The organism is Bacteroides mucinivorans, from assembly GCF_034654355.2.
GTDB lineage: Bacteria > Bacteroidota > Bacteroidia > Bacteroidales > Bacteroidaceae > Bacteroides > Bacteroides nordii.
Genome location: NZ_CP178179.1, coordinates 3,930,369 through 3,951,742 on the forward strand (window position 1 = coordinate 3,930,369; position 21,374 = coordinate 3,951,742).

12 protein-coding genes are annotated in these 21,374 nt (G+C 40.0%); 5 read left to right on the forward strand and 7 right to left on the reverse strand.

The genetic code is table 11. The features are described 5' to 3' along the window. Positions 1–11: 11 nt before the first annotated feature. The 5 genes from VCM39_RS15120 to VCM39_RS15140 all read right to left on the reverse strand — a co-directional run bounded on the left by VCM39_RS15120 (position 12) and on the right by VCM39_RS15140 (position 5,056). A complete protein-coding gene (locus tag VCM39_RS15120) occupies positions 12–452 on the reverse strand; it encodes a PepSY-like domain-containing protein (protein ID WP_007484720.1) in 441 nt (146 codons plus the stop codon). Between the two features lie 267 nt (positions 453–719). After that, positions 720–1,889 carry a heparin lyase I family protein gene (locus VCM39_RS15125; protein WP_221648532.1) on the reverse strand — a complete coding sequence of 390 codons (1,170 nt, stop codon included), beginning with the start codon at positions 1,887–1,889 and terminating at the stop codon, positions 720–722. Positions 1,890–1,922: 33 nt separating this feature from the next. Continuing rightward, positions 1,923–3,887, reverse strand: coding sequence for a sulfatase (locus VCM39_RS15130; RefSeq protein ID WP_221648533.1), 1,965 nt, complete (start codon positions 3,885–3,887; stop codon positions 1,923–1,925). A gap of 116 nt (positions 3,888–4,003) precedes the next feature. Then, on the reverse strand, positions 4,004–4,552 hold the full coding sequence (locus VCM39_RS15135; protein ID WP_221648534.1) for a DUF4738 domain-containing protein: 549 nt from the start codon (positions 4,550–4,552) through the stop codon (positions 4,004–4,006). Positions 4,553–4,633: 81 nt separating this feature from the next. After that, positions 4,634–5,056 (reverse strand): DUF4890 domain-containing protein, encoded by a 423-nt coding sequence (locus tag VCM39_RS15140; RefSeq protein ID WP_007484713.1) that lies wholly within the window; start codon positions 5,054–5,056, stop codon positions 4,634–4,636. Between the two features lie 243 nt (positions 5,057–5,299). Between VCM39_RS15140 and VCM39_RS15145 the strand changes: the two genes are divergently transcribed. Then, positions 5,300–6,766, forward strand: coding sequence for a catalase (locus tag VCM39_RS15145; RefSeq protein WP_221648535.1), 1,467 nt, complete (start codon positions 5,300–5,302; stop codon positions 6,764–6,766). Between the two features lie 142 nt (positions 6,767–6,908). Here VCM39_RS15145 and VCM39_RS15150 read toward each other — a convergent pair whose 3' ends face one another. Together VCM39_RS15150 and VCM39_RS15155 are read right to left on the reverse strand one after the other, a co-directional pair. Continuing rightward, positions 6,909–7,595 carry a potassium channel family protein gene (locus tag VCM39_RS15150; RefSeq protein WP_221648536.1) on the reverse strand — a complete coding sequence of 229 codons (687 nt, stop codon included), beginning with the start codon at positions 7,593–7,595 and terminating at the stop codon, positions 6,909–6,911. 104 nt (positions 7,596–7,699) lie between these two features. Further along, positions 7,700–9,535, reverse strand: coding sequence for a TrkH family potassium uptake protein (locus VCM39_RS15155; RefSeq protein WP_195661318.1), 1,836 nt, complete (start codon positions 9,533–9,535; stop codon positions 7,700–7,702). A 137-nt stretch (positions 9,536–9,672) separates the two neighbouring features. Between VCM39_RS15155 and VCM39_RS15160 the strand changes: the two genes are divergently transcribed. The 4 genes from VCM39_RS15160 (at position 9,673) to VCM39_RS15175 (ending at position 21,046) form a co-directional block, all read left to right on the forward strand. Continuing rightward, positions 9,673–11,040 (forward strand): TrpB-like pyridoxal phosphate-dependent enzyme, encoded by a 1,368-nt coding sequence (locus VCM39_RS15160; RefSeq protein WP_221648537.1) that lies wholly within the window; start codon positions 9,673–9,675, stop codon positions 11,038–11,040. A gap of 767 nt (positions 11,041–11,807) precedes the next feature. Further along, on the forward strand, positions 11,808–15,056 hold the full coding sequence (locus tag VCM39_RS15165; RefSeq protein WP_221648538.1) for a SusC/RagA family TonB-linked outer membrane protein: 3,249 nt from the start codon (positions 11,808–11,810) through the stop codon (positions 15,054–15,056). Between the two features lie 20 nt (positions 15,057–15,076). Further along, positions 15,077–16,762, forward strand: a complete 1,686-nt coding sequence (locus tag VCM39_RS15170) for a RagB/SusD family nutrient uptake outer membrane protein (RefSeq protein WP_322932936.1) — start codon at positions 15,077–15,079, stop codon at positions 16,760–16,762. Between the two features lie 285 nt (positions 16,763–17,047). Continuing rightward, entirely contained in the window at positions 17,048–21,046 is a 3,999-nt protein-coding gene (locus VCM39_RS15175; RefSeq protein WP_407934704.1) for a two-component regulator propeller domain-containing protein, read from the forward strand. Positions 21,047–21,374 lie beyond the last annotated feature (328 nt).

Here is a 21,374-nt window from a genome sequence, read left to right on the forward strand (position 1 = left end):
GTAATCAGTGATCAATGATCTGCTTTACGAAATTTACCTTTCTTATCGAACTTAAAAGATACATCAGTATTCAATTCTACCTCGTATCCTTTACGATCACGTTCTACTTTGGTAACAAACTCATTGGTAAAATTATTCATCTTCAGATAATCATTCACAAAAGAGGGAATAATTGTTGCAGGTACCTTCTTTTTTCCGGCATCTACTTCAGTCCAGTTGCCTTTAGAATCAAAATCTATTTCTGTGCCATCTGTCAGTTGTACCTCGTATTTCTTCGACATTATTTCACTATCAATCTTAATGTGCGAAACCTGAGGACTGGCAAAGTGCTGATTAATGAAATTACGTGCCGCAAGTGGCAACTGGTTAATGTCTTTAGTAATAACATCACCTGCAAAAGCAAATTGAACAGCTACAACCGCCATCACAAGAAGAGACAAAATCTTTTTCATAATCGTTATTTTTTTAATGTTAGTAATATAGTTTTCTATCATTTGATAATGCAAATAACGATAGAGATTCTGGAAAGATTTGGGAATAATGGAATACAACTATTGTTTTTTAATTCTTTAACGTATGATTCCTGAAAACAGAAATGAAGGTATAGCAAAAGTTAATTGTCCTATCATTAAAATGCAGATTAACACAGGGGTCACAAAATTTAAATTAAATCTGCGACCCTCTGTGTTAATCTGCACTCCAAAAGTATAATACTTGTATCAATTCTCTGAATAACCGGCAAGATTATAGCACACAGGGATAGTACTATTTCCTACACGATAAATTCCAAATTTAAAGTAATACCCATCCTCATCATTACGGCCAATGAGAATTTCTTCATTATCTACAATATGACGATTTACCAGTTTCCCTTTTTCCGTATAACTCATCTGTACATCCAGCATACCGGGTTTTACAATTGTCTCGGCTTCTTTACCATATACAGTCCAGTCAATATGTATGCGGAATGTGATCCAGCAATCTTTAGGGAACTCTGCAAACGGCATTTTATAAGCAATAGTAGATGCTTTATATTTGGAAGTGACAGGCTTCATGATCTGAGATTTCTCAGCGCTGGCATTACAACGATCCGTTTTATCAGTAAGCCATTTACGGTCAGAATTTGCTTTTATATAAAAATATCCTCCGGAAAATCCAAAAGCAAGTGGAGGGTAACCACCTTGTTCTACCAACCAACCATTGGCCTTACCTGCTTTATAGATAACGTTACCATCTTTATCCTTTTTCGGATTACCTTGTTTGTCAAGTACCGGCACCTTATCATGTGCTGCATTTTTCTTAAAGATCATCCGGTCATACAGTTCCAAAAACTCCTCTGTAGTGAGCTTCTTCACTTCTCCGTCAGGAGTAGAAACCAAAGTACGATCCGGCATTCCGTGCCATTGGGCAAAGATAGTAGATACATCCCCATTCAATGTGGAAGGAATATAAACAGAGAACTCATAATCACGTGAAGCACCTTGCGGACATATACCTTTTCCATGATGATAAACGGTTTTGGTCTTCTGCGCATTTTCATAAACGCTTGCAGGCTGTCCTTTAAAATCAGCGGATGTAGCATAACAATAAGAAAACTCCGCACGGCCCTTAGTCTCACCTTTGGCATATCCTTCCAAGGTGTTGTCCTCTGTTTTAAGCTCAAAACGATAAGAAGGCTTTCCATTAAAAGGAATGGTATAATCCCGTTGAATGGAATGTGGTTTGTCTGTACCAACAGCTACCCAACAACCATCAATAACCTGATTGATACGTGCTGAGTCAGCCTGTACATTCACACGTTCCGTCAAAGGAATCAGCTTTGCATTTTGAGCAGTAAGCATCGCTGTGCTTACAGCCAGCAGAGAAAAAGAAAAAACAATTTTGTTCATATATTATTTACTTATTGAAAATTTACATTCTTATCAATTGGGAAGTGGCACCATCGGTCTGCGACCGTGATTCAGTTGTAATCCCATTTCGTATGCTTCCGGACCATGCAAATCCTTTATATCCATCTCTCCCAGATTCACAAGGATACCACGTGCCATCAATCCGGCATCTTCATTTGCCTTACGAGGAAGTTTTTCAGCTTTCTCTTTCAGATCGGCCAAATGTACCCGTACCGCAGGTTGCATCGCCTTATCCAAAGACAGGCACTCCAACAATGAATATCCTATCTTTCTATCCGCTTCATTCTGCGGATAATTCAGGCGCTTTACCCCTTTCTCTGTCTCACCCAGATAAGAAACAGCATAGGCAGCTTCACAAGCTATATAAGCATCGTTATCATCCAATAATGCAAGTAACGCAGCCGGACAAGTTTTCAACTCTCCTTTTATGCCTAACTGAGCCAAGCCTACGGCAGCCCAATAACGCATTTCGGGATATGCACTGGTCAGTGCTTTTTCAAATACCGACACATCAGCAGCAGTTGCTACACCTGCCAATTCCACCAAAGCATATAAGTCATTCAACGGATATTTCTCCTTACGCACTTTATCATACAAGACTACATTCTCACGGGAAGTAGGAATAAAGAATCCCAAATCCTTTGTCTCACGAATATGATCGGACATTCCCTTACGAAAACGAAGCAGTACCTCCTGATATTCCGGTTTAGCAGCCAGATCATTCAATTCAAACGGATCATTATCCAAATCGAATAACATCTCTGCCGGATGATGTTCAAACGTCTGCTTCCAGTCGGGATTCGTATTATGGCCACCCATTACCCATTTATCCCAGGCTTTATTGGAAGGCATGCCCCACTGATAGTAATTACGTAATGCAAACTGGCGGTAAGGTATATAACTGCGGATATACTTATAACGTCCGTCCATAGCTGCACGTACCGGCATAAAATGATGCAACTGATTGGCAGCCAATGCAAACTGCATCGTAGTCTTCTCCTTAGAAGCATATTTTCCCATCAGTGCTTTCCCCTGCATATGCTTAGGAGGCTTCACACCTGCCAGACTCAGGACAGTAGGGCCTAAGTCCACAAAACTAATCAGTGTACTATCTTTTGTTCCCGCTGTTGCCGGAGCCAGATGTTTCCATTTCTCGGGGAAATAAGTAACCAATGGCACCCGCAAACCTGTCTCATATAAGTATCCCTTACCACGAGGTAGACAACCACCATGATCACTGAATACAAAGATGATGGTATTATCTTCCAAACCGTGTTCCTTGAGATCCTTGAGGAAAAAGCCTACCCATGTATCCACATCCTGAGCAGCCTCCAAATGTCCGGCATAATCAGAACGTACTTCCGGAAGATCGGGCACATGAGGCGGAAGAATCAGTTTATCAGGATAAATGCCTTCCTTTGTATAATCACGACGCCCATCCATATGAAAGGTACGTACACGCCCCATATGAGAGGTAACCGTATTGTATACTGCAAAGAAAGGTTGGTCTTTTTCACGTTTAGGACTGTTGTAAGAAGCTGTTTTTGTGCATTCATCCCAACAGATCTTATTATCTGTAGTCGAGTTATAATGTGTCTTGCTATTATTCGTACAATAATAACCGGCATCCCTCAACCATTGTGGGAAGAAGATATTCTCCGGAGTATCATAGGGTACCGGGTGAACATCCATACCATATGTACTGGAATAACATCCGGTAATAAGCGAAGAACGTGCAGCAGAACTTTGTGGTGCCACCGACCATGCATTCATAAACTGTATTCCTTTGGAAGCCAGTCCGTCTACATTGGGTGTATGTACTTGCGCATTTCCATAACAACCAAACTCATAAGAGCTCGTGTCTTCAAAAGTAAGCCAAAGAATATTGGGCCGTTCTTTTTGCTTATCGGCTGCTTTGGTCTGAGCAGCAGTCAGCAACAAAGCTGCGGAGCATAAATAAAGTTGTGTGTTCATCATATTTATAAAATTTATTGACTCCGCTAAAATACAAAAGGTAACCACAGGGCTACCTTTCAATTGTTTTAAAAATTATCATATTTGTGTAAATATGCTGTCAAAACATATCAGAGAGTTTAAATACTGTCTTCTTCATATATTTCCTCCAGCAACTCCTCCTTTTCCATTGTCATCTTACCATCGGCAGTAATCGTTATAGAGATAGGCACATACAAATCTGTCTGCGGATAACACACACTGGCTGCATAAACAATCCCTTGCGGGGTAGTCTTATTATACACCATCCCCTCAAGAATAGATTTCGACAAGAAATCATCACTCACAATAGAAGAAAAATTCTTCTTTGTAAAAGTCATATTAAAGACTTGCTCACTGCCACGGGTCAAACGAAGCTGAATCTTATTGTCAACAAAAGTATTTCCCATCTCATTCTTCACAAGCGGCAGGTCTTCATCAGGAGTACGAGAAATAAAAGAGTGGTAATCCTTCCCTTTAAACTTAATATCCACTTCGGCTTTCGATACCTGCATACGCTGCAATCCCCGGTTATCTACACTATCCTGCATAAGGATCAATGAACCTTCATCCGTTTTTTTACTTCCACCACTACAAGCTGTTAGTACTGCCAGCAGTGGTAGAATAAACAAATTTATGAATCTCTTCATCTTTAATCCGTTCTTTTAATTTAGACGACAAAGGAACAAAAAGAGCCGGATATACACAAGAATTCAAGGTTGAAAGTTAGGCTACTTTTTCTGTCTGCGTCCATCCTTCATCCGCTGTTCACGCTCAGCCTGCTTCTTGGTATAAGAAGCATATTGATCTTTAGTCATAATCTTTTGCAGCTCTGCATTGTAAGCCTCACTGTTAGCTTTCATCTCTGCACGCATCTTTTCACGTTCTTCTTTCGTCATTTCGGGTGCTTTCTTTCCATCTCTCTGCGGACGCATCGAAGCACGATCTCCCATCTTCTCACACTGTGCCAGATTTACTTCAAATAATTGTTTCTTCTGCGTATCGTTCAAAGAGTACTCTTTAACCATACGTTCTGTCATTTGTTCCGCACGTTCTTTCGGAGTCATTTTCTTATGTTCGCCCCGTTGTCCCTGTGCCATCACTACACTACCCATCAGAAAGAGGGTAACCATTAAAAATACTATTCTTTTCATACTAACATCTGCTTTTAAGTTGATTAATTATCAGTTTCTTTGTTGCAACTGAATATAGGACTCATTGAAACCCAATAAGTTTAGCCTGTCCCCTTTTTTTTAACAATTTATAAACGATTCTTCTGCTTCTTTACATACCTTATCGTTTTTTTCTATCTTTCTATAGAAAATATCTGTTTGACAAGTGAGCAAATTCCCCCTATCTTTGTTATATATTTATAAACTCTCACAAACTACACATTTATGGAAGAAAAGAAACTTACAGCTGCCAACGGCCGTCCTGTTGCCGACAATCAGAATTCACAGACAGTGGGGCCTCGTGGTCCTATCACCTTGCAAGATCCATGGTTAATTGAAAAACTCGCTCATTTTGACCGGGAGGTAATCCCTGAAAGACGTATGCATGCCAAAGGTTCCGGAGCTTACGGAACATTTACTGTAACGCATGACATTACAAAGTATACCCGTGCAGCCATATTCAGCGAAGTGGGAAAGAAAACAGAGTGTTTCGTCCGCTTCTCTACCGTAGCCGGTGAACGCGGAGCTGCTGATGCAGAACGTGATATTCGTGGTTTTGCCATGAAATTTTATACAGAAGAAGGTAACTGGGATCTGGTAGGAAACAATACCCCGGTATTCTTTTTACGTGATCCTCTGAAGTTTCCTGACCTCAATCATGCCATCAAACGAGATCCGAAAACAAACATGCGTAGCCCTAACAGTAATTGGGATTTCTGGACACTGCTGCCCGAAGCATTACACCAGGTCACTATCACTATGAGCCCGCGTGGCATTCCTTATTCCTACCGTCATATGCATGGATTCGGCAGCCATACCTATAGTTTCTATAACGCCGCAAACGAACGTACCTGGGTAAAATTCCATCTGCGTACCCTGCAAGGTATCAAAAATCTGACTGACCAGGAAGCTGAAGCTATTGTTGCTAAAGACCGCGAGTCACACCAACGCGATTTATTTGAAAGTATTGAAAAAGGCGACTATCCAAAATGGCTGTTCCAAATTCAAGTGATGACGGAAGAAGAAGCGGATAATTACCGTATCAATCCGTTTGACCTGACTAAAGTATGGCCACACAAAGACTTCCCACTACAGGACGTAGGTATTCTTGAGCTGAACCGTAATCCGGAAAATTATTTTGCGGAAGTAGAGCAAGCTGCCTTCAATCCGATAAATATTGTCGAAGGTATTGGATTCTCTCCCGACAAAATGCTACAAGGCCGTTTGTTCTCCTACGGAGATGCACAGCGTTACCGTCTGGGCGTTAATTCGGAGCAGATACCGGTTAATAAACCTCGCTGTCCGTTCCATGCCTACCATCGCGATGGTTCTATGCGTGTAGATGGTAATTATGGCGCTACCAAAGGATATGAACCCAACAGCTATGGCGAATGGAAAGATTCTCCCGAAAAGAAAGAACCACCTTTGAAAGTTCATGGTGATATCTATAATTATAATGAACGGGAGTATGATGACGATTATTACAGCCAGCCGGGTGATCTTTTCCGACTAATGCCGGCAGACGAACAACAACTGCTGTTTGAAAACACAGCGCGTGCCATGGGGGATTCTGAACTCTTCATCAAACAACGCCACGTACGTAATTGCTATAAAGCAGACCCGGCTTATGGAACAGGCGTTGCCAAAGCACTGGGTATTGATCTGGAAGAAGCACTGAAAGCTAACAGATAAGTAGTAATTCATTCCAAACATACATTCCTTGCTATTTTCTGAAAACGAAAATAGCAAGGAATGCTTTTTAGAATAAAATAAAATCAAAGTCCGAACTTTATAACGTTTTCTACAAGGAAACTACATATCAGACAATGCATTATTATAACGCCTTCCAGAACTTTTGGAAATCTCTGTATTTACCGTAACACACCAGTTCATCTCCTTCCTGTATCTTATCATTTTCAGGAAGTTCGTTGACTATACTACGTTCCGTCAGTGAAATACCCAGGCAATTCTCTATCCGATTTGCCCGTTTCAACCCTATCAGCTTTAAACGAAATTCTTCATCCAGATTTAGTTCATTCACAAAATACCCGATAAATTTCTCTGGTACAGAAAACTTCACCACATAATATTCTGAATCTACCCGGAATGCCTCCATGTTAGTTCCAAAATCCAGTAATTGTACCAAGCTGCGTGCAGCATCTTCTTCCGGAGTCAGTATCCTTTCCAGATTAAAAGCCTCCAATACCGAACGGTGTACCGTATCAATAGCGCGTGCATAGATATGCTGTACCTTTTTCTGCTTCAGCAACGCTACTACACGAATGGAAGCACCGAAATTCTCTCCGATTGCCACTATCACAATATCCACACTATTGAGCGGAAGTACTGCTAACGATAACTCATCTGTCGCATCAATTACAAAAGCAGTAGCCACCTTATCTTTAATACTATCTACCCTGCTTTCACTAATATCTGCACCTATCACTTCATGTCCTAACGCAGAAAGTTCTTCTGCCAATACATGCCCATAATTTCCCAGACCAATAATAATGTATTTCATACTAATATTTTTTTAATGTGCCGATTGAATAATGTGCCAATTGCCATGCGGCATTACAGCGCAGCCAATTGACACATTGGCATATTGGCACATTGACATATTATTCAATTTATTATTATGTTATCATTCGGATAACGATATTTCGTATTTTTCTTTTGTCTCACAATGCCCAGCATTAGTGTTATCAATCCTACGCGACCTACAAACATCAGTAAAGCCACCAATAACTTACTCTCATCCCGAAGTAAGGGTGTGGCATTCAGACTCGATCCTACTGTACTTAATGCCGACACACACTCAAACGTTAGTGTCATAATCGACATTTTAGGTTCCAGTATGCTCAATATAAATACAAACAGAAACAACACTCCAAGAGACATAACTACCGTTGCATTAGAACGACGGATTGAATCATGTGAAAGCTGACGCCCAAAAACTTCTACACGATCTGTACCACGCAGCACTGCCATAAGATTCATCACTACAACGGCAAAAGCATTGACTTTGACTCCACCTGCCGTAGATTGTGCTGCACCACCTATCCACATCAGCAAAATATAAATCAATATGCTCTGTATACTCAGGCTTGTCAGATCCACACTACTGAACCCTGCCGTTCGCGGACAGGTGGCATTGAAAAATGCTTGTGTCCATTTATCCGCTACAGACATACCGGCAAAAGAACCATTCCATTCAAAGGCGGCAATGGCGAGTGTACCCAATACGAGAAGCAGGAAAGTCATAATCAATACAATTTTCGTATTCAGATTATAAAGATGCTGTACTCTGTGTTTATCCAGTTTAAGTGTACGCACAAACTTCCAGAAACGGTGCAAATGATAAAGCACAATATCTTTAAAATTCACCAGGATAGGAAACCCAATACCACCCAAAATAATCAATAAAGAAACGGATATATAAAGAGAATTATGCCCGGTCATTACCATCGGATTACCCAAGTTACCCGGTAAAGTGGAGAAACCGGCATTACAAAATGCCGATATAGAATGAAAAGCCGAGAAAGCCAGTTCTTCCTGCAGATCCATCCCCAATGTACCATGAATACCCAGCCAGATGGATAACATTCCCATACCCTCTATCACTAACGTAAAGCCCAATATATACAACAGTGTGGACAGTAATGAACCCAATGAATTAGAACTTACCATGTCACGTACCACCAACTGATTATACAACGAAGTATTCCCCATGAAAAACATGGCAAAGAAACTGGTTAATGTCATCACCCCCAATCCACCGACCTGTATCAGCAGAATAATCACAGTAAGCCCCAAAGGTGTAAAAGTTGCAGATACGTCTACCGGTACAAGACCTGTCACACACACTGCACTCGTCGAAGTAAACAGCGCATCCACCCACGAAATAGATATTCCCTCTACCGTACAACGGGGCAGTAATAACAATCCCGTACCTATCAGTATAATCACCAGAAAACTCACCGCCAGAATTAATGAGGGATTCGTCCTGCGTCCTAACAGCCGTACCAGACCATTAGACAGATTCAGAAAAGAAAAAAGTAATAAAAGGGTTACATGATAAAACTTACTGTTCAGGAATTCCCAAAAATGAAGAATCGCACCACTCTCCTCCGGTTGATGGAAGATAACGGGAATGAGTGTCAGATAAAGTAATCCGCTTAACACCCACGCCAGTTTACGATAATTCTTTTTTGTATCTCTGTATTCCAACAGAAAGTGCAAGGTCACATCTATCAAAAAGATAATCCAGACAGCCTTATATAATATTTTAAGATGCTCCACATCCACACTCGAAAGTGGAAACCCATGTTCATAAACAACTCCTACTATCAATAGTAATGAGGCTACATAAGTAAAAGCAGCTATTAGCCTGAGCAAAACACGAACATAAGGCTGTAGTAACTTATTCTGATACAACAATATTTTATGGTAAATCTTCATGATAAATAATGTGTCAATGTGTGATGGTGCAAACTTAATTAAAATAACAACAAATTCGATTCTTTGTTGACTATTTAATCGTTGTATTAAAAATTATGCCTATTTTTGGCAATCAAAATATTAAAATTTGCAATATCATGAGTAACAAGACAAAGAGGTACCTGCTACCCGAAGAAGAAATTCCACACTATTGGTACAATATTCAGGCTGACATGGCAAACAAGCCGATGCCTCCTTTACACCCTGGTACAAAACAACCTTTAAAGGCAGAAGACCTTTTCCCTATATTTGCAGAAGAACTTTCACGTCAGGAGTTGAATCAGACTGATGCTTGGATCGAGATTCCGGAAGAGGTACGCGAAATGTATAAATACTACCGCAGTACTCCGCTGGTACGTGCTTACGGACTGGAAAAAGCTTTGGGAACTCCGGCACATATCTATTTTAAAAATGAGAGTGTCAGCCCAATGGGCTCACACAAATTAAATTCTGCCATTCCTCAAGCTTACTATTGCAAACAGGAAGGAGTAACCAATGTAACCACGGAGACAGGTGCAGGACAATGGGGAGCCTCTCTTGCTTATGCCGCCCGACTTTTCGGACTGGAAGCTGCCGTTTATCAGGTGAAAATCAGTTATGAACAGAAGCCCTATCGTCGTAGTATCATGCAAACCTTCGGAGCACAGGTCACTCCCTCTCCTTCTATGTCTACCCGTGCCGGAAAAGATATACTGACCGCCCATCCCAATTATCAGGGTTCATTGGGTACAGCCATTTCCGAAGCTATAGAACTTGCCCGTACCACTCCGAACTGTAAATATACCCTCGGCTCTGTACTTAGCCACGTTACACTTCATCAAACAATTATCGGATTGGAAGCCGAAAAACAGATGGAAATGGCAGGAGAATATCCCGATATGGTGATTGCTTGCTTTGGAGGCGGTTCAAACTTTGGAGGTATTGCTTTTCCTTTCATGCGTCATAATATTCTTAATGGTAAGAAAACCCGTTTCATTGCAGCCGAACCGGCTTCCTGTCCCAAGCTGACACGTGGTAAATTTCAGTATGACTTTGGAGACGAAGCCGGATACACCCCTTTGCTTCCTATGTTTACATTGGGACATAACTTCGCTCCTGCCAATATTCATGCCGGTGGTCTTCGTTATCATGGCGCAGGCGTTATTGTTTCTCAATTGTTGAAAGACGGACTGATGGAAGCGGTAGACATCAAACAGCTCGAATCTTTTGAAGCCGGTTGCTTATTTGCACAAGTCGAAGGCATTATTCCTGCTCCGGAATCTTGTCACGCCATCGCTGCTGCTATTCGTGAAGCAAACAAATGCAAAGAGACAGGCGAAGAGAAAGTAATTCTGTTCAATCTTTCCGGTCACGGACTCATTGATATGCCCTCTTACGATAAGTTCCTGGCAGGAGACTTGGTGAATTACTCACTTAGCGATGAAGATATTCAAAAGAACCTGGATGAAATAGGAAGTCTGGCATAAGATTCTTTGTACTTGACAATCATTGCTTTAAGATTAGTTGCGAAAAGAACAATCACAGACATTCACACAAAGTGAAATTCAGTATAGAGTACAGAACGTTTTCGAATCATAAACCAATGATAATCAAAGACTAGCAAGCTCTATTTTTAAGAAATATAAGATTGTACACTTTAGTACCTCAATATTGTACACTTTTGCATGGCAAGATTGTACAATATTGAGGTACTAAAGTGTACAATCTTGCATATAAGCCCCATCTTGTTAAAAAAGCGACGTTAACAATGTTAATGTAACAAGAAACAATGTGCGGAACGTATCAAATCAGTAGCTTTGTGATAAAGTGAGATTTTCCTCTGTATACTACAATTTGGCACACGTTCTCCTCACATAAAACTCAATCAGCCTGTTCATAAAATGTAGAGAGAGGAAGAGGTATTTTTACTCACCAACCAAACTAATCCCTCTATACACGAAAAAACGATGGATATCTGAATCAATCTCATATCGAACACGTTAAAAAACATACCACAAAAAGAGAAAAATAACAGTGATTATCTACAGCATATCTATCACCCAATTTATATAAAAGCGCAATAGCTTAAGCTCTTATCACGTTTTTTAGACATAAATGAAAGAGTTATAAACAAAAGTGAAAGACATAAAGCGATTTTTAAATAAACTAAAGACATTAGGAATTAATTGTTTTAAAGATTTGCAATATTTTTGGGGCAGATAAAAATTCAAAATTCAACCTTTATTTAATTGTTATGGAAAATTTTCAAAAATTCCTTTTCACGGCAATTTTTCTATTTGTCGGCCTTAACATACAGGCACAGAGCCTTACTGTTACAGGTAAAGTAATAGACAGTGACGGATTTGAAGTAATCGGTGCCAATGTAGTAATAAAAGGTACCACCGGCACAGGTACCATCACTGATATCGATGGAAAATACTCATTAAGAGTAAATAATGCAGCAAAAGACGTATTGGTATTCACCTATATAGGTATGGATACACAAGAAATCCCGGTCAATGGTCGTAGTCAGATCAATGTGACTCTGGTCCCTAACTCTATTCAACTGGATGAAGTTGTGGCAATTGGTTATGCTACCACTAAGCGTCGTGACTTAACCGGTTCTGTATCTTCCGTTCAGGGAGGTGAATTAAGCAAAATACCGGTTTCCAGTGTAACACAGGCATTAGCTGGTAAAATTGCCGGTGTACAGGTTATCCAATCTCAAGGTTCTCCCGACGCAGAAATCTCAGTACGCGTACGTGGTGGAATGTCAATCACACAGAGCAATGAACCTCTATATATTATAGATGGTTTTCAAAGTGAGAATGGTATGAACGGACTCGATCCGAGTGATATTGAATCTATTGATGTATTGAAAGATGCATCATCAACAGCCATCTATGGTTCTGCAGGAGCAAACGGTGTAATCCTTATTACAACAAAATCCGGTAAGGAAGGCAAAGCAACCGTTAGCTATGATATGTATGTGGGTTTCAAGAAGCTGACCAAGAGAATTGATCTTCTCAGCACAGAACAATTCGCAAAACTGGAATATGAACGTGCTATGATCGGTGCAGACTCCGACAAGCAAACTTATCTGAAATATTATGCAGATCCTTATGATGAAAACGGAGGTGCTATTCTGGATCAGATGTATGCAGCTTATCAAAACATTCCAAGTGTTTATGGTAATCGTGCAGGCATAGACTGGCAGGATGAAGTATTCGGTAGCAACAGCCCCATTTCTCAAAACCACAAAGTAAGTATCAGCGGAGGAACCAAAACATCCAGTTACAACATTTCAATAGCACGTACCAGTGATGACGGAATTATGAAGGGAAGTGGTTTTGCCCGTACCAATATCCGTGCTAAATTTACACAGGATGTCAACAAACGGTTAAAAGTTACTTTCAATGCTAACTACAGCAACGAAACTTCTGAAGGATTAGGTTCTCTGAACGAATCCGGATATTTCAGCCGTATGCAGCATATCCTCCAATATCGTCCCGTTATTGGTAAATATGGTAACGACTCTGATTTATTAACCCTCCAACGTGACCCGATTACCGATGAAGACAGTGGTAACCAGATGCAAAACCCATTGATCTCCATTCAGGCAGAAGAACGTACTAAAGAAAATAAGAGTCTACAAATCAATGGAGAAGTACAGTTTAAAATATTAGACAATCTCATCTATCGCGGTTCTGTAGGTCTTCGCGAACGTCGCCTGAATAATGATGTATTCTATCAGGCACAGAGTCGCCAGGCTATTAATAGTGGAGCCCCTTACGGAACGAAGAATATCAATGACTATAACGGTTGGCAGTATAACAACACCGTGACTTATACCCCGAAACTGAAGAACGGACATTCGTTTGATATGTTGGTAGGTCAGGAAGACTATATGCTTGAAACAAAAACATTATCAGTGACAAATACCAATTTCCCTGATGTAAACTTTGGTTTTGACGATTTTTCATTGGGAACAAACCCTAATGTACCTTCTACGACACATTACAAATACCGTAAGATATCTTTCTTCGGACGTGCTAACTATAACTATAAAAGTAAATATCTTGCTACTGTAACCGTTCGTGCAGATGGTTCCAATCGTTTCGGTAAGAACAATAAATGGGGAGTATTCCCAGCCGGTTCTATTGCATGGCGTGCTTCTGAAGAAGATTTTATCAAAAATCTGAATGTGTTCTCAAACCTGAAAGTAAGATTCGGATATGGTATGGCAGGTAATGACAATATCGGTAGTTACCGTTCATTAGCCATCATGGGTTCCGGTAACACCAGCTACGAAGATCAATTAGTTCCGACTTATGCAAGTTCACAGCTTCCTAATCCGAACCTCAAATGGGAAACTAACATTACAGCCAACTTAGGTCTTGAAATGGGATTCCTTGACCAACGTATTCAGGCCACTATCGATATCTATAATAACCAGACCAAGGATTTGTTACTGAACTCCAAACTTCCAGGATTATCAGGATATACAACCGTAATGAAGAATGTGGGTGAAACGCGCAATCGTGGTATTGAAGTTTCTATTAATACCATCAATATCAGAAACAGAAACTTCACTTGGGAAAGTAATCTGAACTTTGCTCACAACAAGAATAAGATTGTAGCCTTGGCCGACGCTGATTACTTCACTGAACGTTCCGGATGGTCAACTGTATCAGAATTTAATGACGACGATTATATCATCGCTGTAGGACAATCAATGGGACAGATGTACGGCTATCAGCTGGATGGAAAAGGAATCTATATGGTGGAAGATTTCCATTGGGATAATGCTGCAAACAACGGTAACGGAGGATATGTACTGAACGGAGAAGGCAATTCTTATGATGCCAGCATACAACCCGGATATTGGAAATTTAAAGATACAGACGGCGTGAAAGGTATCACTTCTGACGACAAAACCGTAATCGGAAATGCAACTCCGGATATTATCGGTGGATTTATCAACAACTTCACTTTCAAAGGTTTCGATCTTTCTATCGGTTTGAATTTCCAGATTGGCGGTGATGTGTACAATGCTAACAAGATGTATTTTACCAAAATGAATAATAAGAATCGTAATTCATTGGCTAATGCTGCCGAACGTTTCACGTATATTGACGGTACAGGTGCCAATGTTTTCAAAGATCCTGAAAAGCTTGCCATCCTCAACCGTAATGCAAACTATGCATCCATCGAAGGATCCAGCAATCTGGCTTTCCATTCCGGATATGTAGAAGACGCTTCGTTCTTACGACTGAACAATGTCACTTTCGGTTATACCTTCCCGAAAACATGGCTGAAGAAAGCATATATCAGTAACCTCCGTGTGTATGCTTCTGCATACAACCTGTTCACCATTACTGGTTACTCTGGTTATGACCCGGAAGTTAATACCAAACCGAACGGAGGTCTGACTCCGGGTGTGGACTGGGGTGCTTATCCAAGAAGCTTGTCATTCGTATTCGGATTAAACCTTTCATTTTAACCTGATAATAATTTGAAATTATGAAAACAAATAGAATAGTAAATATAATAAAAGTAAGTGCATTCGCTCTCTTCACAGGAGTTATTTCTACCTCTTGTCTTGATCAGCTGGAAGAAGAAACTTACGGAAAATACAGCGCAGATACCTACTTCGATACTACTGGCAAAATGGAAATGGCCGTTAATGGTATATACGAAACTTTCAGCAGTATCACTACCTACGGACAATACTGGCAGGTATACGGAGATTGTGACACAGACATCGCTCACGTAAAAGGAGCTGGTACGGGGCATGTTGCCCGCGACTTAGGTCACTATAATGCCTATGCAGAACACTCCTGGCTACAAAGTTCCTGGGAATTGTATTATCAGGGAATAGACCGTGCCAACACAATTCTGGACCAAAAAGAAAATGTGGTAATTAATGGAGAAAGTGACCAGTTGGTATTCAATCGGTTGGTAGCTCAGACCAAATGTATGCGTGCCATGTGCTACCTCGACCTGGTACGCCTTTGGGGAGATGTGCCTTTGAAGCTTGATCCGTCAAAAGACGGGGATAACTTTAAACTCCCAAAAACAGACCGGGATGAAGTGTATGCACAAATTATAACTGATTTAAAAGAAGCAATACCGGGCCTGTTGTGGTGTGATGACAGTAACCAGAAAGGAGAAAGACTCTCAAAAGGAGCAGCCATGGGATTACTAGCACGGGCTTATTTATTCCGCGGAGGATATTCACTTTATCAGGATAAATCAATCAAACGTCCCGGTAACTATAAAGAATACTACCAGGCAGCACAAACAGTTTTAAACGAATTGATATCTTCTGGCAAACATGGGCTGATCGACGCAGACGGTACATACTCCAGTGGATATGAAAAGAACTTCCGCAACATGTGTGAACTAAAATACGATCCGTTTGAAAACATCTGTGAAATATCATTCTATAATCCAACCGGACAGAATGCAGGAGCCAGCAATATGGGAACATACAACGGTCCTGAAATTAATGTAAACTCCATTTATGGACGAGCCAATTCATTCATCAAAACACATAAATTCTTTTATGAGACTTTTGATGAGAAAGATTTACGCCGGGATGTAGCAGTAGCCACATTCAGTATCAATGCCAACAGTAAAATTGTAGAAATAGCCGAAAAGAACAGTCAGAACTGGTCGCCTGGAAAATGGCGCCGTAACTGGCAGACAGCTGCTATCAAAGACAATAACAATACCGATGTCAACTTCCCGCTACTTCGATACGCCGACGTTCTATTAATGAGTGCAGAAGTTGAAAACGAACTGAATGACGGTCCGAACGATTTAGCCATTGAACGTGTTAACCAGGTACGTCGCCGTGCTTTTGGCAAACCATATTTAACGGCAAACGCAGATGTAGACCTGAAAACAAGTGATTTCACCGGAAAAGATGATTTCTTCAAATTCATTGTAGCCGAACGCGGACGCGAACTTTGTTTCGAAGGTAACCGCCGACTTGATCTTATACGTTGGAATCTCCTAAAAGAAACAATAGCAACTACTTATCAGAATTTCCTTGATTACTATAACGGTCAGGAAGGACTAGGAAGCAACTATGCATTCGCAGCCGGTTCAAGATTTGTTAGCGGAAAACACGAGCTGTATCCTATCCCCGCCCGCGAAGTACGCGAAACATTAGGTTCTGTTTCTCAGAATCCGGGATATTAATCCCAAAGAAGTTCTTTTCGCCCTGGCGAAACACTCCATCAGTTTTTAATAGAATCGAGTAGGAAGAAGACAACTCCGTTTTCTTCCTACTTTTATTTTTCACCCACTCTTACCATACAGAAATGTTATTTGTTATCAAAGAAATAGTATAATACCATCCGTTATTATTATCTTTGTGAATGAATAGTTTTAAAATAATTAATGTAATTAATTGTATTTGAATATATCAGGATGAGTTTTATTAAACGTATTTATCTATTTATATTATTCTCTGTAATAGGGATAATGACACTTTCTGCTAATGATAACGGAAGCATCAAGTTTTCTCATATATCACTCAACAATGGACTGTCGCAAAGTACCGTTTTCTCTATAGCACAAGACAAAAGAGGAAATATGTGGTTTGCCACTTATGATGGAGTAAATAAATTCGATGGATATGATTTTACTATTTATCAGCATGATGCTTCTGATCCACACAGTATAGCCAATGATATAGCCCGTACTGTTATGACCGATAGTCAGGGACGTATATGGATAGGTACACGGGACGGACTATCATGGTACAATGAAGAAAAAGATTTATTTAGAAATTTCTTTTATAAGAAAAACGGTAAGAACACACAAGTAAACGGCATTGCGGAAATCAATCCGGAACAACTTCTCATCAGTTCGCAGGAAGGACTATTACTATTTAACGTTAAAGACACCTGCTTTATAGATAATCAACTGAGCACAGAGATGCATCAATTAAAAGCCTCCACTATCAGCAGACAAGGAGAAAATATATATATTGGCACAAATAATGGATTATTTGAATATTCCATTAGTACAGGGCGATTAAGTACAGTAACCAAAGCACTGGATAATAAGCAAATACAAGCAGTTCTATTACAATCCCCTACTCGTTTATGGGTAGCAACCGAAGGAGCCGGACTTTACCTGCTGAATCCCAAAACAGGAGAAGTAAAAAACTACCGTCATTCTCCCGGAACGCCACAATGCATCAGTTCCAATTTTATCCGCTCACTTGCATTGGATTCGCAAAACAGATTATGGATCGGTACATTCAATGACCTGAATATCTATCATGAAGGACATGATTCATTTGTATCTTTCAGCAGTAACCCGGTAGAAGATGGCAGTTTGTCACAAAGTTCCGTACGTAGCATTTTTATGGACTCTCAAGGAGGTATGTGGCTAGGTACCTACTTTGGAGGACTCAATTATTATCACCCACTGAAAAATCGTTTCCGTAACATCACACGAATTCCTTATCAGAATTCGCTGAACGATAATGTAGTAAGCTGCATAATTGAAGACAAGGAACGTAATCTATGGATAGGAACCAATGATGGAGGGCTTAACCTATACAACCCTAAAACAAAACATTTCTCTTATTACACTCTGCAGGAAGGCAATAAAGAAGGTATCGGTTCCAATAATGTAAAAGCAGTATATGTAGACGAGAAAAAAGGGCGTGTATACATCGGCACACATGCTGGAGGACTAAGTGTACTCCAACGCAATACAGGACGCATCGAGCATTTCAATATGCAAAATAGCGGGTTGCTGGATGACAACGTATATGCTATATTACCGGATGGAGAACAGAGCCTCTGGTTAGGAACTCTCAAGGCATTAATACGATTCAATCCAGAGAAACGTTTGTTTACCGTCATTGATAAAGAAAAAAACGGGAACGAAATTCCCAACCGCCGCATTACCACTCTCTTCCGCGACTCCCGGCAACGTATCTGGGTAGGAGGTGAAGAAGGACTGTGCATTTATAAAGTAGAAAACGGAGAAGTAGAATCCCTTCACCTCATTGAGCCAACTTCTTCATTGGCAGGAGCATTTATCAACTGCGTATATGAAACACAAAATGATGTATTCTGGATAGGAACACGTGAAGGAGTATACAGTTATAATGAAAAGAAAAATACAATAAAACATTATACAACAGCCAACGGACTCCCCAATAATGTACTTTATGGAATACTGGAAGACTCCTTTGGCCGTCTGTGGATGAGTACCAACCGGGGACTGACTTGTTTCAATCCGGAAACAGAGAAATTCCGTAACTTCACGCAGACAGACGGAATACAAAGTAATCAGTTTAACTCATCTTCTTATTGCCGTACTTCGACCGGACAGATGTACTTTGGTGGTATTGCCGGAATCACGACTTTCCGGCCGGAGTTACTAATAGACAATCCATACACTCCTCCGGTAGTAATTACGGGGCTTCGCTTATTCAATAAAATAGTACGCCCGGATGATGAAACAGAAATACTGACACGGAACATTGCAGATACAGAAAGCATTACGCTAAGTTCTCACCAGTCGGCTTTTTCACTGGATTTTGTAGTATCCAATTATATTTCGGGGCAACACAATACATTTGCCTACAAACTAGAAGGATATGACAAAGAATGGTATTATCTGACCGACAAACAGCCTGTGTCCTATTCCAATCTACCGCAAGGAACCTACAACTTCCTCGTAAAAGCAGCCAATAGTGACGGAAAGTGGAACGAAACACCAACTCAGCTTGAAATCGTGGTACTTCCTATATGGTATAAAACGTGGTGGGCAATTCTTTTATTTGTTGCCACATTTACCGGATTCATTACGTTTGTATTCCGCTTCTTCCTGATGCGCAAAAATATGGAAGCCAAATTGGCAATGGAACGAATGGACAAAGAGCATCAGGAAGAAATTAATCAGATGAAGATGCGCTTCTTTATCAATATATCCCATGAATTGCGTACTCCACTAACATTAATAATGGCACCATTGCAAGAAATAATCAGCCGCATTAGTGACCGATGGACACGCAATCAGTTAGACTATATACAACGTAATGCCAATCGCCTGCTCTATCTGGTAAATCAATTAATGGATTACCGCAGAGCAGAATTGGGAGTGTTTGAACTGAAAGCGAGAATAGGAAATGCGCACCAATTAGTAGAAGATAACTTCTTATTCTATGATAAACTGGCTAAACAGAAAAAAATTCATTATACTTTGCATTCGGAAGTAGAAGATAAAGAAATGCTTTTCGATACAAACTATCTTGAACTGATTGTAAACAATCTGCTTTCAAACGCATTCAAATACACACATGAAGGACAAAGTATTACAGTTACATTAAAAAAGGAAAACGATTTTCTGTTATTACAGGTAAGTGATACAGGCATAGGTATTCCTATCAATAAACAAGCCAAAATATTTGAGCGTTTCTATCAAATAGAAAGCGAGTATGTGGGAAGTGGTATCGGATTATCCCTGGTGCAAAGACTGGTAGAACTACACCATGGACATATAGAGTTGGAAAGCGAAGAAGGTAAAGGAAGTACATTCTCTGTTTACCTGCCACAAGATCCTGCAATATACAATCCGACAGAATTAGCTTCAGATACGGAGGAAGAAGTCAAAGTACACACTACAAATCCGAAAGACATGTACTTCATTGACACAGCAACCGTAGAAAAAGAAGTAGTGGAAACAGGTGATAAGAAACGAGGAACAATCTTAATTGTAGAAGATAATAAAGAAATTCTTCACTATCTGAATCAAGGGTTATCCGAACTGTTCAATACAATAGGAGCATATAATGGCGAAGAGGCTTTGGAAATTCTGAAAGAAAAAGATGTAGATGTAGTAGTGACAGATGTTATGATGCCGGTAATGGATGGTATTAAACTGTGTAAAACTATCAAACAAAACATACGAACCTGCCATATACCAGTAATCATACTATCAGCAAAAAGTGAAGTAAAAGATCAGATGGAGGGATTACAGGTAGGTGCAGATGACTATATTCCGAAGCCATTCTCATTGAGCGTTGTGATGACAAAAATTCAGAACATGTTACGAACGCGACACAGAATGCTTGAGCGTTATTCCAAATCATTGGAAGTAGAACCGGAAAAAATAACATTCAATGCCATGGACGAAGCATTGCTAAAACGTGCTGTGGCTATCGTAGAAAAGAATATGGATAATATTGAATTCTCTACCGATGAGTTTGCACGCGAGATGAATATGAGCCGTTCTAATTTACATCTGAAATTAAAGGCAATTACCGGAGAATCTACCATCGACTTCATCCGTAAAATCCGATTCAATGAAGCATGTAAATTATTAAAGGACGGAAGATATACAGTATCTGAAGTAAGTAGTATGGTAGGTTTTAATACTCCCTCCTACTTTGCTACAAGCTTTAAGAAATATTTCGGATGTTTGCCTACGGAATACATAAAGAAAAGAAAAGGATAATATCTATTCTTCGTACGATATACTACACAATGACAGCTCTTACCCCCTTTCAAAGGGGGTAATTCGACAAGACTAATATCCCACTGCACAAAATTAAAAGAAAAAGAGTCGTTTTTAAATAAAGCTGATACAACCTGAATTATTTGGGAGTATGCGTTAATATAACTTTGCTACATAATAAAATGACATGTAGAATCTTTATTAACAAATTACCTGAATGAAACATCTTTTTCTTTTATCTAATGAACGTTCTTCCGGCATGAAAATGTTGGAAGCGACCTATCTTTCAGCTATTACTAACACGTTCAGCAGTCAAATATCTATGCCT